Source organism: Citrobacter sp. wls619 (assembly GCF_005281345.1).
Classification (GTDB): domain Bacteria; phylum Pseudomonadota; class Gammaproteobacteria; order Enterobacterales; family Enterobacteriaceae; genus Citrobacter.
Genome location: NZ_SZXJ01000027.1, coordinates 69,045 through 84,681, shown reverse-complemented (window position 1 = coordinate 84,681; position 15,637 = coordinate 69,045). Strand labels below are relative to the sequence as shown.

Annotated in this window: 13 protein-coding genes; 2 read left to right on the top strand and 11 right to left on the bottom strand. The window is 52.6% G+C overall.

Annotated features, from left to right (window positions below; all coding sequences use genetic code 11):
• Positions 1 to 211 precede the first annotated feature (211 nt).
• Positions 212 to 2,149, top strand: a complete 1,938-nt coding sequence (mrdA, locus tag FDX19_RS03125; RefSeq protein ID WP_137381559.1) for a penicillin-binding protein 2 — start codon at positions 212 to 214, stop codon at positions 2,147 to 2,149.
• Here mrdA and FDX19_RS03120 read toward each other — a convergent pair.
• The 10 genes from FDX19_RS03120 to tar all read right to left on the bottom strand — a co-directional run bounded on the left by FDX19_RS03120 (position 2,121) and on the right by tar (position 13,671).
• Positions 2,121 to 3,260 (bottom strand): glycoside hydrolase family 105 protein, encoded by a 1,140-nt coding sequence (locus FDX19_RS03120; protein WP_137381558.1) that lies wholly within the window; start codon positions 3,258 to 3,260, stop codon positions 2,121 to 2,123. The genes mrdA and FDX19_RS03120 overlap by 29 nt on opposite strands.
• A 327-nt stretch (positions 3,261 to 3,587) precedes the next feature.
• Entirely contained in the window at positions 3,588 to 3,980 is a 393-nt protein-coding gene (gene flhe, locus FDX19_RS03115; protein WP_137381557.1) for a flagellar protein FlhE, read from the bottom strand.
• On the bottom strand, positions 3,980 to 6,058 hold the full coding sequence (flhA, locus tag FDX19_RS03110; protein ID WP_048211356.1) for a flagellar biosynthesis protein FlhA: 2,079 nt from the start codon (positions 6,056 to 6,058) through the stop codon (positions 3,980 to 3,982). The genes flhe and flhA overlap by 1 nt, the downstream gene beginning before the upstream one ends.
• A complete protein-coding gene (gene flhB, locus FDX19_RS03105; protein WP_137381556.1) occupies positions 6,051 to 7,202 on the bottom strand; it encodes a flagellar biosynthesis protein FlhB in 1,152 nt (383 codons plus the stop codon). The genes flhA and flhB overlap by 8 nt, the downstream gene beginning before the upstream one ends.
• Before the next feature lie 168 nt (positions 7,203 to 7,370).
• Positions 7,371 to 8,015: a protein phosphatase CheZ gene (gene cheZ / locus FDX19_RS03100; RefSeq protein WP_040232409.1), complete on the bottom strand. Its 645-nt coding sequence runs from the start codon at positions 8,013 to 8,015 to the stop codon at positions 7,371 to 7,373.
• Between the two features lie 10 nt (positions 8,016 to 8,025).
• Positions 8,026 to 8,415, bottom strand: a complete 390-nt coding sequence (gene cheY / locus FDX19_RS03095; protein WP_005127682.1) for a chemotaxis response regulator CheY — start codon at positions 8,413 to 8,415, stop codon at positions 8,026 to 8,028.
• A gap of 17 nt (positions 8,416 to 8,432) precedes the next feature.
• Positions 8,433 to 9,482 (bottom strand): chemotaxis response regulator protein-glutamate methylesterase, encoded by a 1,050-nt coding sequence (locus FDX19_RS03090; protein ID WP_005127683.1) that lies wholly within the window; start codon positions 9,480 to 9,482, stop codon positions 8,433 to 8,435.
• A complete protein-coding gene (gene cheR / locus FDX19_RS03085; protein WP_137381555.1) occupies positions 9,479 to 10,345 on the bottom strand; it encodes a protein-glutamate O-methyltransferase CheR in 867 nt (288 codons plus the stop codon). Before cheR ends, FDX19_RS03090 begins: the two co-directional genes overlap by 4 nt.
• Before the next feature lie 19 nt (positions 10,346 to 10,364).
• A complete protein-coding gene (gene tap, locus FDX19_RS03080) occupies positions 10,365 to 11,966 on the bottom strand; it encodes a methyl-accepting chemotaxis protein IV (protein ID WP_137381554.1) in 1,602 nt (533 codons plus the stop codon).
• 43 nt (positions 11,967 to 12,009) lie between these two features.
• Positions 12,010 to 13,671 carry a methyl-accepting chemotaxis protein II gene (tar, locus tag FDX19_RS03075; protein WP_137381553.1) on the bottom strand — a complete coding sequence of 554 codons (1,662 nt, stop codon included), beginning with the start codon at positions 13,669 to 13,671 and terminating at the stop codon, positions 12,010 to 12,012.
• 407 nt (positions 13,672 to 14,078) lie between these two features.
• On the opposite strand from tar, the gene FDX19_RS03070 reads away from it, so the two are divergent.
• A complete protein-coding gene (locus FDX19_RS03070; protein WP_137381552.1) occupies positions 14,079 to 15,350 on the top strand; it encodes a dicarboxylate/amino acid:cation symporter in 1,272 nt (423 codons plus the stop codon).
• A gap of 109 nt (positions 15,351 to 15,459) precedes the next feature.
• On the opposite strand, the gene FDX19_RS03065 is transcribed toward FDX19_RS03070, so the two are convergent.
• The coding region (locus tag FDX19_RS03065; RefSeq protein ID WP_137381863.1) for an autotransporter outer membrane beta-barrel domain-containing protein at positions 15,460 to 15,637 on the bottom strand (178 nt) is incomplete at its 5' end.

The window sequence follows — 15,637 nt, the reverse complement described above, 5'->3', positions numbered from 1 at the left end:
CCTCACAGGCCTGATAAGTGAAGCTCCATCAAGCGGTCAGACGCACCTTGCCGGATGGCGGCGTAAGCGCCTTATCCGGCCTACTGATAGCATCAATTTGTAACAACTCACAAGGAATGACACATTTCCGTTGAGGGATGGTACATTTTTTGCCTGTCATCCCGTTTACGCCTCCGTATCATGAGGCGGCGAATTAATCGGGTACGGGTCAATGACATTCAGAGATTTTGAGGCGGAAGAAAAACTATTCCAGCGGCGTGTAATGGTGGCCTTTGGCCTGGTCGTCATCTGTTTTGGCATCCTGATTTATAACCTCTACAACTTACAAATCCGTCAACACCAGTATTACACCACCCGATCGGATGCAAACGACATCAAAATGCTGCCCGTCGCCCCAACGCGCGGTATCATTTACGATCGCAACGGCATTCCGCTGGTACGAAATGTCACCTGGTACGACATTTCTGTTACGCCGTATAAAATCAGCGATATGGACGCCCTGCTGAAGCAACTCACGCCGATTGTTGACCTCACGCCAGATGATATTGACCAGTTTCGCCATGAACTGAAGGCCAGCAGTCGCTATCGCCCGGTAGTACTTAAAAATGCGCTGACCGATGTAGAAATTGCCCGTTTCTCTGTGAATCAGTTCCATTTCAGCGGCGTGACCATCAATAGCTACGAAGATCGCCAGTATCCTTATGGGGCGGAGCTGGCACATGTACTTGGCTACGTATCAAAAATCAACGATAGCGATCTGAAAGCACTGGATAAAAAAGGGCTGGCAGAGAACTACGCCGCCGATCACAACATCGGTAAACAGGGCATTGAGCACTACTACGAGAATGACCTGCACGGCAAAACGGGTTATCAGGAAGTGGAAGTTGATAATCACGGGCGTATTGTACGTTTGATTAAAGACGTCCCCCCTGTCGCCGGCAAAGATATCCATCTGACGCTGGATTTACACTTACAGGAATACATTGAAAGCCTGCTGGTGGGACAACGCGCCGCGGTGCTGGTGGAAGATCCCCATGATGGTTCCGTGCTGGCAATGGTCTCAAACCCCAGCTACGATCCAAACCCGTTTGTAAAAGGCATCAGCTACCAGGATTACAACACGCTGTTGCAGGATAAAGACCTGCCATTAATTAACCGCGTCACCCAAGGGTTATATCCTCCGGCCTCAACGGTAAAACCGTACATGGCGATGTCAGCCTTATTAAACGGGGTGATCACCCCACAAACCAGCTTCTTTGGTGCCCCGACATGGACACTCCCCGGCACCGAACGGCATTACCGCGACTGGAAAAAAACAGGACACGGCATGCTGGATGTGACCAAAGCGATTGAAGAATCAGCGGATACGTTCTTCTATCAGGTGGCGTACATGATGGGGATCGACCGTATTAACAGCATGCTTAGCCAGTTTGGCTACGGCAAACCTACCGGTATCGATCTTGATGAAGAGTACAACGGTCTGCTGCCAAGCCGCGACTGGAAACAACGGGTGCATAAAAAAGCCTGGTACCAGGGAGACACCATTTCGGTCGGCATCGGCCAGGGCTACTGGATTGCCACGCCAATTCAGATGGTAAAAGCGATGGTCGCACTGATTAACAACGGGAAAGTTATTGCCCCTCATCTGCTACAGGATGAAGAAAGCGGCAAATCAATCACCCCCTATCAGGCACCGGAGGCACCCGCGCAAATAGCCTCAGCCTCATCACCGTACTGGAGTCTGGTACGCCAGGCCATGTTCGGCATGGCGAATGCACCCAACGGTACCGGGTATAAATTTTTCCATACGGCACCTTATGGCATCGCGGCCAAAAGCGGAACATCGCAGGTCTTTAGCCTGAAAGAAAACCAGACTTACAATGCGAAGATGATCCCCATACGACTACGCGACCACGTGTTCTATACCGCATTTGCGCCGTATAAAAACCCAAAAGTCGCCATCGCATTAATTCTGGAAAACGGCGGCAGCGACGGGGTTACCGCCGCGCCGGTCATGCGCCAAATCATGGATCATCTGTTTGCGCCGCAGGACAACAGCGGGCAACCCGATGCAGCAGAAAACCCTGGCCCGGCCAGCACAGCATCAGCGGACGACACGATTAATAGTACTTACGCAAGTATTCGGTGAGGCACAGCATTGCCATGGCCTGCCCGTAAGGCATAGAGGTGAGTGGGATGTTGTGGTAGAAATCGAGATTGTGCCCCATGCCGGTGCCAAACGAGGTTTGTAGCAACTCCCCTTCCGGGGAAATGTGTTGCACAATACCTCTGATAGCTTTCTCCGCCACCACCGCATATTCCTGACCGACATAGCGTTTACGCACCGCTTTGAGAATACCGTAAGCGAATCCAGCCGTTGCGGAGGCTTCCAGATATGACTGAGGATCGTCCAGTAAGGTGTGCCACAATCCGCTCTCATCCTGACATTCCGCCAGGGCTGCAATTTGCGCATTGAGAACCTGCACCAGATAACGATGCACGGCGCTGTTTGCCGGCAAATCGATAAGTTCAAGGAAGTCCGGGATAACCATCGTAAGCCAACTATTACCTCGCGCCCAGCGGGCGTTCGCGAAGTTATGCCGCCCCACATAGCTCCAGCCGTGGAACCACAGCCCCGTTTCCTTATCCATCAGATTTTGTGCATGCAGCAGAAACTGATATGTGGCCTCTTCGATATACTCAGGACGATTGAGCAACGTGCCAATTTTCGCCAGAGGCAGCACCGTCATCATCAGCGTGTCATCCCACATCTGTTGATGATTTTCTTCTGCCAGCGTGATGTGTTGCATACCGCCAAACTCGGTACGGGGCATCTGATGCATGGCCCACTCTGCCCAGGCGTCAAGCCAGGGCAGATACGCCGGATTACGCGTTTCTTCATAGCGATATGCCAGCGTTAAAAACGGAGCCATCGTGTTGACGTTTTTGGTTGTCGCCCCCTCGGCAAAGCGTTCGGCAAACCAGCTATCAATAATGTCGCGCATCGTCTCATCACCGGTTTGCTGATAATACTGATACATCCCATACAGGCCGACGCCGTGAGTCCACTCCCATCCGGCCCAGCCTTTGGTATCAATAACACGTCCGTCATCCAGTCGCAGCAAGAACTCGCCCGTTTCATCATGAATATTGACCAGGTTATGCGTCACCTTTTTAATGAGCGTTTTTAATTCATCCCTGGCAATAAAATGTTCTGGTTGACGCAACAATGGACTGTGTTTAACCGGGTAAACAATCATTTCCTTAACCTCTGTCAGTGTCGAATTCAATGCTGCGCCCTGTTCCAGTTCGGCGCGGCAGGTTTATTACGATTCGGATAACCCTGTGTTGTTACCCTAAAGTGATGCGTAAACATGGGGCATCATTACCGGGTCACAGTAAAAGCTTACCGCAGGGGAAACCTTTTTGTTTCTGCCAGGGGTTTTTGTGAAATGGCAATAGCACAAAGAGTCCGAAAACACAGGTCACTTATTTTATAAAACAGCGTTTCTTTTTAATCGGGAATGGTCGATCAGAACGGCGAGGTGGCCAGCAGTTTCGCCTGCTGGCCGACGTAAAGAAGGGAATTAACGGTAGTTCACAATCACCTGATTACTCTGAACCTGCAAGGCAGGGATCAAGCGACCTCCACCAGGCACTTCCCAGACGAAGTGCATGGGTTCAATCGCAGGGACACTATTAAAGCCATTGGTGGTACCGCTTTGTCCATCCAGTTCGACACAACGGGACTGAGAGCATAAGCGCACACGTAACCCCGCAGGCGTAGGCCCATTTAATTCATAGCGCCAGGCGACCAGCGTCATCAGGCCGGAAACCGGCTGGCTGGGAACCAAAGGCGAAGATGAAGCCGACTCCCCACGATAATTTAAGGTAATCCCCATACCGCTTGCCTGCCATGTCCCTTCCCCGGCGGCCTGTACCGCCAGTGGAAAAAGCAACAGCCAAAGAAATTTACGCATTATTTACCTCCAATGGTCGCGGTCATACGGATATGGCGGTTATCGGAAAGCTCCATATTCGACAACACCACCAACTGCGGAATACTGCGGCGTAAAAAACGCGCCAGGAGAGGTCGCAGCGCATGATTCACCAGCAATACGGGCGGCGCACCCAACATTTCCTGACGCGACAGTGCTTCCTGCGTCTGCGCCAGCAACCGGTCTGCCAGACCAGGCTCAAGGCCCCCACCGCCCTGTAACGCCTGTAACAACAGGCGCTCAAGCGGCGTGTCGAGTCCGATAACCTGAACTTCCTCGTTACCCGGGAACCACTGCTGAGTAATCGCCCGTCCAAGCGCCACACGCACCACTGCAGTAAGTTCATGCGGATCATTCTGTAACGGGGCATGTTCCGCCAACGTTTCAAGAATGGTGCGCATATCACGAATAGGGACTTTTTCATCCAGCAGGTTCTGCAGCACTTTGTGCAGTGTGGTCAGTGTGACCACACCCGGCACCAGATCTTCTGTCAGTTTTGGCATCTCTTGTGAAACACGATCCAACAGCTGTTGCGCCTCCTGGCGACCAAACAGCTCTGCGGCAAACTGGCCAATCAGATGGTTCAGATGTGTGGCAACCACTGTACTGGCTTCAACAACGGTGAAGCCCTGAATTTGCGCCTGCTCTTTTAGCGCGCTTTCAATCCAGATAGCATCCAGACCAAAAGCAGGATCAACCGTTTTCTCCCCTGGCAGCGATCCGGCCGCGGTACCCGGGTTGATAGCCAGCCAGCGGCCTGGGTAAGCATCACCACTCCCAATCTCGACGCCTTTCATCAGAATACGATAGCGGGCAGGTTGCAAATCCATATTGTCGCGAATGTGTACCACTGGCGGCAGGAACCCCATATCCTGGGCAAATTTCTTACGAATGCTGCGAATACGCCCCAGCAATTCGCCGTCCTGTTGGAAATCCACCATCGGAATCAGGCGATACCCAACCTCCATTCCCAGCGTGTCTTCCAGCTGTACATCACTCCACGTAGCTTCCACCACCGAGTTGTTTTCCGGCATTTTCACCGGCTGAGCTTCTTCTGGTGCTTTTTGCTCGCGTCCGCGCATCCACCAGGCCAGCCCCAGCAATGCCGCAGTAAACATCAGAAACACCAGGTTTGGCATTCCCGGTACCAGCCCCAGTAAACCGAGGACCGCCGCACTAAGCAGCATGACGCTTGGGTTGCTGAACAACTGGGTGACCATCTGTTCACCCACGTCCTGATCGGTACTCACGCGGGTTACGATAACCCCCGCCGCCGTTGAGATTACCAGCGCAGGGATCTGTGCTACCAGCCCGTCACCGATGGTCAGCAGGGTATAGCTTTCTGCCGCGCTGCCCATGCTCATACCGTGCTGCAATACCCCAACCAGCAAACCGCCCACCACGTTGATGACCATGATCAGAATACCGGCGATGGCATCCCCACGAACAAATTTACTCGCACCGTCCATGGAGCCGTAAAAATCGGCTTCCTGTGTCACTTCAGAACGGCGTTTTTTGGCTTCATCTTCACCAATCAATCCCGCATTCAGATCGGCGTCAATCGCCATCTGTTTACCCGGCATCCCGTCCAGCACGAAGCGCGCCCCCACTTCCGCGATACGTCCCGCACCTTTAGTGATAACCATAAAGTTGATGATGACGAGAATGACGAAGACCACGATACCGATGGCAAAGTTACCGCCAACCAGGAAGTGACCAAAGGCTTCCACCACTTTACCTGCCGCCGCGGCGCCGGTATGTCCTTCCATCAATATGATACGCGTTGACGCGACGTTCAGTGCCAGGCGCAACAAGGTGGTGAACAGCAGAATTGTTGGGAATGCGGCGAATTCAAGCGTGCGCTGGGTGAACATCGCCACCAACAGCACCATGATCGACAGCGCAATGTTAAAGGTGAACAGTAAATCGAGGATGAAGGCCGGAAGCGGCAGCACCATCATCGACAGGATCAGCAGAATGAGGATCGGCCCGGCAAGAATTTGCCATTGCGTGGATTTCAGGTTGCCGGGCAGACGCAGCATCGCGACCAGATTAGCCATCAGTATTCTTCTCGTTCATAAAATCCAGTGCTTCAGGCACCGGAAGGTTTCCAGGTTGTGGTGGCGGCGTGCCGCCAGCAAGACGCCAGCGTTTTAACTGCCATACCCATGCCAACACTTCGGCAACGGCGGCATACAATTGGCCAGGTATTTGCTGACCAATCTCAGAATGGCGATATAACGCACGCGCCAGCGGCGGAGCTTCTAACGTTGGGACACGGTGCTCCGCGCCGATTTCTCGAATACGCAATGCCACCAGCCCGGCCCCTTTAGCCACAACTTTTGGCGCGCTCATTTTGTTTTCGTCGTACTGCAAGGCAACCGAATAGTGCGTAGGGTTGGTCACAATAACATCCGCCTTCGGCACATCTGCCATCATGCGCCGCTGTGCGGCCGCACGCTGCATCTGGCGAATTTTGCCCTTAACGTGCGGGTCACCTTCGCTTTGTTTAAATTCGTCACGGATATCCTGACGCGACATCCGCAGTTTTTTCACGTGGCTATAAATCTGGAAAAAGACGTCAAACCCCACCATCGGAATGACGCCAAGCACCACCAGCAATGCGCACATACCGACTAAATCCAGCGCATTACCCATCGCCGTAATCGGGGATTCGGCCATCAGGCGCATCATCTCCGGCCAGTTATGCCAGAGATAGAAGCCCGCCACGCTACCCACCAACGTGGATTTCAATATGGCTTTGAGCAGCTCCGCCCCGGTTTGCGCCGAGAACATACGCTTAATACCCGGTAACGGATTCAGCTTTGAGAATTTTGGTTGCAGCGATTTACCGCTGAAGATCAAGCCACCAAGCATCACCGGGGAGATCAATGCCACCAGCACAACCCCGGTAATCAGCGGCAACAACGCAATCATGGCGTCTTTAATCAACAGGATGATTTGACTCAGGATCAGGTTAGGGTCATTGACCATACTGTGGTCAAAGCGTAATCCGGTTGACAGCATGCCTGCTAACCTACGGGCGAGCGACTCCCCACCAATCCAGATAATGCACACGCCCACCAGCAAAATAAGCAGTGAGGTTAGCTCCTTGGATCGGGGTATCTGCCCTTCTTCCCGTGCTTTTTCAAGTCGGTGGGGTGTGGGGGCTTCTGTTTTGTCGTCGTCGCTTTCTTCTGCCACGCATCAGAACCTGGATAGAGATATAGGCGTGAATGATGCCAGAACAGCCATGCAACAATGGGGAGAGTAAGCGGTAAAAAAGACGGGATTTATGGCTTTAACACCAATTGCCGATGAATAACATGTAAGCCGGATGAGAAGTTTCCTTCCGCATCCGGCACATACACATCAGAAACCGAGGCTATCCAGCAGGTCGTCGACCTGATCCTGGCTTGCCACTACGCCAGCTTTAGAGGTGTCAACCTGCGGACCATTCAGCAAACTTTCGTTCTCGCGTTTTGGTCGGGCGCCCTGCTCCGGAATGTTTTCCAGCAGCACCATCAGCAGTTGACGCTCAATCTCCTGGATAACATCCATCATGCGCTTGATAACCTGACCGGTGAGATCCTGGAAATCCTGCGCCATCATGATGTCCAGTAATTGGGCGTTGGTAAAGCTGGTATGACCGGGAACATCACCAAGGAACTGGCGGGTATCAGTGACCAGTTCACGGGCATCGGACAGTTCAATCGGATTTTCGAACCATTCGTCCCAGCGTTTGGTCAGGTCTTTTGCCCCTTTTTCCATGGCATCCTGGTGCGGCTGTGAAGCTTCTACGCTGTTCAGCGCACGCTCTGCCGCCTGCGCAGTCATTTGTACAACGTAGTCCAGGCGATCGCGCGCGTCGGGAATGGCTTCCGCCGCTTCGGCAATGGCCTGATCCAGCCCCAGTTCACGCAGGCTGTCGCGCAGCATTCGGGTCAAACTACCGATGCGCGCAATGATGTCCCCTGCCGAGTGTTCGTCAACAGGTTTAATTTGTGGTTGCATCATCATCACATCCTCACATGCCCAGTTTCTCAAAGATCTTATTGAGTTTTTCTTCCAGCGTCGCCGCGGTGAACGGTTTTACAACATAACCACTGGCACCCGCCTGTGCTGCCGCGATAATGTTTTCTTTCTTCGCTTCTGCCGTCACCATCAGCACCGGCAGGGCAGACATACTGCCGTCTGCACGAATGGTTTTCAGCAGTTCGAGACCGTCCATGTTAGGCATGTTCCAGTCGGAAATCACAAATCCGAATCCCCCTGCCTGCAGTTTGTTCAACGCGTCCACGCCATCTTCAGCTTCTTCAACGTTGTTAAATCCCAGTTCCTTCAGCAGGTTACGCACAATGCGACGCATGGTGGAAAAGTCATCCACAACCAAAAACCTAAGCTCTTTATCCGCCATAAAAATAAACTCCTGATTCAAATACGTATTGCCTGTCCGGCACTGATTTTCGCCAGCATTTGCTGGCTTACCTGGCTAAGATCGACCACTTCGCTTACGCCACCCATATTGATGGCCTCGCGCGGCATGCCGAACACCACACAACTTGCTTCGTTTTGCGCAATGGTCCAGGCGCCAGCCTGGTTCATCGCTAACATTCCGGCGGCCCCATCGTTGCCCATACCGGTCAGGATCACCCCGACGGCATTGCGCCCCGCATGTTTCGCCACCGAATGGAACAGCACATCCACTGAAGGCCGATGCCGGTTAACCGGCGGGCCATCATGAATTTTGATCTGGTAGTTCGCCCCGCTACGCGCCAGTTCCATATGTTTGTCGCCAGGAGCGATATACGCATGCCCTGGAAGCACACGCTCTCCGTCTTCTGCCTCTTTCACGGTTATCTGACACAGTTTGTTCAGACGTTCAGCGAACGAACGGGTAAATCCTGGCGGCATATGCTGGGTAATAAGAATACCGGGACTTGAAAGCGGCAATGGCTGGAGTACATGACGAATTGCCTCTGTTCCTCCGGTTGATGCGCCGATGACCAGCAGTTTTTCCGAACTGAGTAGCGGCCCCGCCTTCAAGGTCGCTGGCGCTGCCGTGGGTTTGTGGGCAGCCAGTTTTGCACGCGATGCCGTGCGGATTTTCTCCGCAATCATCTCGCTATAGGCCAGCATTCCTTCGCGGATCCCCAACTGAGGCTTGGTGACAAAGTCAATCGCCCCCAGTTCCAGGGCCCGCAGCGTGACCTCAGAACCTTTGCCAGTCAGTGAAGAGACCATCACCACGGGCATCGGACGCAGACGCATCAGCTTTTCAAGAAAATCGAGACCGTCCATGCGCGGCATTTCAACATCCAGCGTCAGAACGTCGGGATTAAATTTTTTGATGAGATCCCGCGCAACCAAAGGATCAGGCGCTGTGGCAACCATCTCCATATCGCTGTGGCTGTTAATAATCTCGGTCATGATTTGACGCATCAATGCAGAATCATCAACCGACAATACCCTGATTTTACTCATGCTTTATCCTTACCTAGCGCATACACCGTCTGCCCGCGCAGGCTAAACTCGCGCACGAGGTTGCTAAAGTTTTCTGAATGACCGGCAAACAGCAGTCCGTCAGGTTTAAGGAGTGGAACAAAACGGTGCAAAATATCCTGCTGAGTCGTTTTGTCAAAATAGATCATGACGTTACGACAGAATATGGCGTCGAACGGGCCTGGCACGTTGTATTTTTTGTCCAGTAAATTCACGCTGGAAAATTCAACATGGCTTGCCAGTTCCTGCCGTACGCGTACCAGCCCTTCATGAGGCCCGGTACCGCGCATGAAATAACGTTGCAGCTGTTGTGGCGACAACGTTTTTAGCTCGTCAAGACGGTAAATACCGCTTCTTGCCTTTTCCAACACCTCAGTATCAATGTCGCTGGCAAAAACACGCCAGCGACCCGGCGCCATACCCAGGGTATCGGCCAGCGTAATCGCAATACTGTAAGGTTCTTCTCCGGTAGACGCCGCCGCGCTCCAGACGCGATATTCACCGCTGTGTCGACGGGCATGGTCAGACAGCACCGGAAAGTGATGCCCTTCGCGAAAAAAAGCGGTCAGGTTGGTGGTCAGGGAGTTAATAAAAGCCTGCCATTCAGCACTGTTCTGGTTGGCTTCCAGCATGCTGAGATAGCGACCAAAATCATCCAGTTCCAGGGTACGCAACCGGCGAACCAGGCGGTTATAGACCATGTCCCGCTTGTGGTCGGCCAGCACGATCCCCGCGCGCTGGTAGATTAATTGACATATCCGACGAAAATGCGCGTCAGACAGCGCGAGGCGCTGTGTCATCTGTAACAATAATGACGTTTGCCCGGAGGGCAGAGATGATGTCATAGCGCCTTCTCAATCACATTCAGGATACAACGGGCACAACCTGCGGCTGCGCCAATTCTTGTTGTGTTACGGTTTGTTCTTCAATTTTAAAAAACGCGACACAGGCGGAAAGATTATCTGCCTGGGTAGCTAACTGCTCAGTGGCGGCTGCCGCTTCTTCCACCAGCCCGGCGTTCTGCTGTGTGACAGAATCCATCTGGCTGACGGCTTGCGCCACCTGCTCAATGCCTCTGCGTTGTTCATCGGAGGCCGAGGCAATCTCCCCCATGATGTCGTTAACCCGGGTAACCGAGCTAACAATCTCTGTCATCGTGCGCGCCGCCATATCCACCAGTTGCGATCCCTGGTGAACGCGGGTGACGGACTCTTCGATCAGCCCTTTAATTTCTTTCGCTGCCTGCGCGCTACGGCTTGCCAGATTGCGGACCTCTCCGGCGACCACGGCGAAACCCCGCCCCTGCTCACCGGCACGGGCCGCTTCTACCGCAGCGTTTAACGCCAGGATGTTGGTCTGGAAAGCGATGCTGTCAATCACACTGGTGATGTCACCTATCTTCTGCGAGCTGGCAGAAATCTCATGCATAGTGCTGGCAACCTTAGCCGTCTGTTCCCCTCCTTTATGCGCTGTATCGGCTGCACTTTTGGCAATGCCTGAGGCTTGTCGTGCGTTATCCGCGTTTTGCCCCACGGTGGCGGTAAGCTGTTCCATACTGGCTGCCGTTTGCGCCAGCGATGCCGCCTGCTGTTCAGTTCGTGAGGACAGGTCGTTATTACCCATCGCGATTTCCGAGATCCCGGTATGCATTGCCGAGCTCCCCTGGCGTACCTCACTGACCGTCTCACGCAGTGCCTGTTGCATCGCTTGCAGGCTGACAAAAATGGCTGAAATCTCATTACGGCCATATACCGCTATCGGTCGCGCCAGATTACCCGCCGCAATGCTGTCGAAATGGCTACCGATGATAGCCAGCGGCTGCACAATCATTTTGCGCGACCAGTACAGCGCTGCGGTCGTTAATAACGCCGCCAGTACCAGCATGGTGGCGAAAATCACCCCAGACATATGGTAGCTACGCTGGCTGTGGTCCTCTGCTTTTTGCAATACCTGGTTGATGTTGTTCTGCCACGCCGTAAAGTTTGCATCAAAGGCATCCTGTGAAGCCTGCACCGGGGCAGTCAAAAAATCTGACAGCTGATTATTTTCCAGCCAGGTTGCCTGGTGAACCAGGTCGCTATGCCATTGACTGAAACTTTTCTCGGTTGCGCTTTGCAGCGCCTTCCCCTCTTCTGCCGTCTGCGTCGTCGCCATAAAGCGTTTAAATATCGATTCGGACTGGGTCAGGCTGTCCTGTGCAATCGTCATCAGCGCTTTGATATCCTCTGGCGGATAGCTCAGAGCTGTCAGCGTGCCTGCTTTATTAAGTGCAGTACTGGCCTGTAATAACACAGCGCGGGTTTGCGCCAGCGCAGCGCGTTGCTGATTACTCTGTTCGACCTGGTTCAGGTTCTGAAAACCATCCCGAAATGCCCAGAAGGACAAGCCATTACTGCCAATCTGCAAAACACCGCAGAGGATTAAAATCAAAAACAGCGTGGTCGAAATTCGAATACGATTAAACATCAACGCTCCCATCAGGCGGCGCAGGCCGCGGTTTAGCTGTCAGTCAAAATGTTTCCCAATGCGTATCTTGTTCGGTGGCTAGCTGGCGCGGTTGTGACGCCGGAGTCGCTGTTGCAGGGAGTCGTGTATCTCGCGTCTTTGGTGATGAAGGACGTGACGCGAGGCGGAATGTCGATACCGACTGGGTCAGGCGACTGGCCTGCTCCTCGAGTGCGGCAGCGGCAGCGGCCGACTCCTGCACCAGCGAGGCGTTCTGTTGCGTAACCCGGTCCATTTCAGACACAGCGAGCGCAACCTGATCTATCCCTCGACTTTGTTCATCGGATGCCGAGGCGATTTCCCCCATGATGTCGGTCACACGCGTGACCGCATTAACGATGTCATGCATGGTTTCCCCGGCGCTTTCTACCAATACAGAACCGGTATCAACCCGCGATACAGAATCTTCAATTAGCGCTTTAATCTCTTTTGCTGCCTGCGCACTGCGGCTCGCCAGGTTACGCACTTCACCGGCAACGACGGCAAAACCACGGCCTTGTTCACCGGCACGCGCAGCTTCTACCGCCGCATTCAGCGCAAGAATGTTTGTCTGGAATGCAATGCCATCAATAACGCTAATAATGTCGGCAATTTTCTTCGAACTATCGGCGATTTCGTGCATGGTATTCACCACGCTATCGACCACTTTGCCGCCATGTTGCGCGGTATCGGAGGCGCTTTTCGCCAGTTGAGAAGCCTGACGCGCATTGTCCGCATTTTGCTTCACGGTAGCCGTCAGCTGTTCCATGCTGGCTGCTGTTTCTTCCAGTGCGGAAGCCTGTTGTTCAGTACGGGATGAAAGATCGGTGTTACCGCTGGCAATTTCACTGGTACCGGAATAAATCGCATCCGAACCTTCGCGCACCAGGGTTACCGTTTCGGTTAGCGAACGCTGCATATGATCGACCGTGCTGGCCAGCTCGCCAATTTCATTACGACCGCTGACCGCCAGAGTTGCGGTTAAGTTACCGCTGGCAATTTCACGGATATGCGCAATGACGCGAGACAAAGGGTTTAGCAAGGCATGACGAATGCCATACCACACCACCACCAGAATCAGTACCAGCACGACAGCCAGAATGCCAAGTTGCCATTGAGCAAAATGGTAATCGCTTGCGCTTTGATCAAAGGCCTGGCGGTAGAGTTTCTCGCTAACATCGGCATATTTACCTAACGCTGCGCCGAGGGCATTTTGCATACCCTGAGTTGGCTGTGCGAAATATGCATCCATGTTGCCGTTTTCAAGGAACTGGACGAGCTCCACCAGGGCCGCATGGTACTGCTGATATTTTTCATCGACGTTACCGCTGGCATCCGTCATATCAGGCAACGGCGTGATTTTTTTGAAATTAGCGTAATGCGCTTCGGCTTGCGCCAACGACGCTTTCGCATTCTTCAGCAGATCATTTTTCGCGCTGCTTTGCTGGTTGGACGCATCCATCATCATGCGCGCAGAGGAACGACTCAAATTGATGCGTGTTTGCAGCATTAGATCCCATGTTGAGGTGAGTTCGCTTTGCTGCTGTCGAAGATCGTTAGAAATAACAAAACTTTGCTGATTCTGCTGCAATGAAGAGAACAACAGACCACCGGAAACAAGCTGTAGCAGTGCGAAAACCCCCAGCACCATCATCAGCATTGTGACAACGCGGATACGGTTAAACATAAGGCACCTTCCTGAAAACGAGTTATCAACATTATCGGCATGCACTGAGATAACTTTACGTTTGCAAAAAGGAAATCCAGCAGGAAAGCAAGGCCGGTGGGCGGAGGGAAAACCAGGGGGCACAGAAACCACACCGTATTTACATAAAAACATCATAATTATCATGAAAATAACATTTTCAACTCGCCTGATTTTGCCGCTATTTGTATCCCCTGCCCCTCTTTCGCGTGATACCGATCACATAATCGCCCACCAAATACCACAACAAAATGGATAAAAAATTAAAAAAAGTTGTATCCGCTTACGCTTTAATCCAATTTATATGATGAATACTTCGTTACCACTTAATAAGTACAAAAAATGAGTAACCGAACAATAAATGTTAAATCCTTACTGAGGGCTTTTTAGTGGCAAATGCAAACAAACTCACGCTCTTTATCGTGATCTTCATGCTGGCGGGTATCCTGTCGGGTGCGGTGATCCACTCTTATGCCTCCCCCGGCGTCGTTACCGCCTGGGCCGATAATATTACGCTGCTCACCGACATCTTTTTGCGCCTGATTAAGATGGTGATTGCGCCTTTAGTATTCAGTACCCTGACCGTGGGTATTATGCGCCTGGGCGAAACCTCAACTATCGGGCGCGTGGGCGGCAAAGCGATGATCTGGTTTATCAGCTCTTCTATTCTGTCTATTCTGGTCGGTCTGTTTGTGGTCTCTCTCGAACAACCCGGCAGCGGCCTGAACCTGGCGATCCCGCTGGAAGCCACTGATACCGGCCTTGCCGTCGGTGGTATGAGCCTGAAAGGTTTTCTGACGCATACCATTCCTACCAGCATCGCCGAAGCGATGGCGAATAATGAGATCCTGCAAATCGTCGTGTTCTCTATGTTCTTTGGAATCGGTGGTGCTTCGCTCGGCGAAAAATTTAACGCCCCGCTGGTTGCCGCGCTGGATGTAGTCTCCCACATTATGCTGAAAGTGACCGGCTACGTGATGTATGTTGCGCCGCTGGCTATTTTTGCCGCCATCTCTTCCGTTATCTCTACCCAGGGTCTGGGGATCCTGCTCAACTACGCGTCGTTCATTGGTGGTTATTATGTGGCCATTTTGCTGACCTGTCTGGTCCTGCTGGCCGTGGGTTATGTGATGCTGAAAAAAGAGGTGTTCCGCCTGGTCAGCATGCTGAAAGACCCGGTTCTGGTCGCCTTCACCACCAGTAGCTCCGAAGCCGCTTATCCGAAAACGCTGGAGCAATTAACCAAATTTGGTTGCTCGCCCAATATTGTGTCATTTGTACTGCCTATCGGTTATTCATTTAACCTGGTGGGTTCCATGGTCTACTGCTCGTTCGCCTCTATGTTTATCGCACAGGCCTATAATATTCACCTCTCCTTCGCGGAAATTACCGTGCTGATGTTGACCCTGATGCTGGCGTCCAAAGGGATTGCCGGTGTGCCGCGTTCTGCGCTGGTGGTACTGGCGGCAACCATCCCAAGCTTTAATATTCCGGTTGCAGGAATTTTGTTACTGATGGGTATCGACCATTTCCTTGATATGGGGCGCTCGGCGATAAACGTATTGGGTAACGGGATTGCAACGGCGATGCTGGCACAGGATGAAGGTTTACTGGAAGAAAGCGAGTCTTCAGAAAACGTCACAGAGCAAATTAAGGCTTAACTTTTTTAAGACAAGAGCGAGCTAAGTAAACAAGAGCGCACATCAACAAAGATTACCCCAGCCATAGACTGGGGTATTTCAACAACAGCTGGATGATAATTTACATCAATTACCAGCTGTAGCGTACGAGCAAACTACCGCTGAGATCGCCATAGTCATTACGTCCTTTTTGACCCGCCACTTGTCCAGTGATACTCCACTGGCTATTCAGATTCGCCTGGATACCCACTTTCACTTCGGCGCGATCTGCCGGAAGATCCTGCTTCACCTGAGCACCATCAAATGCT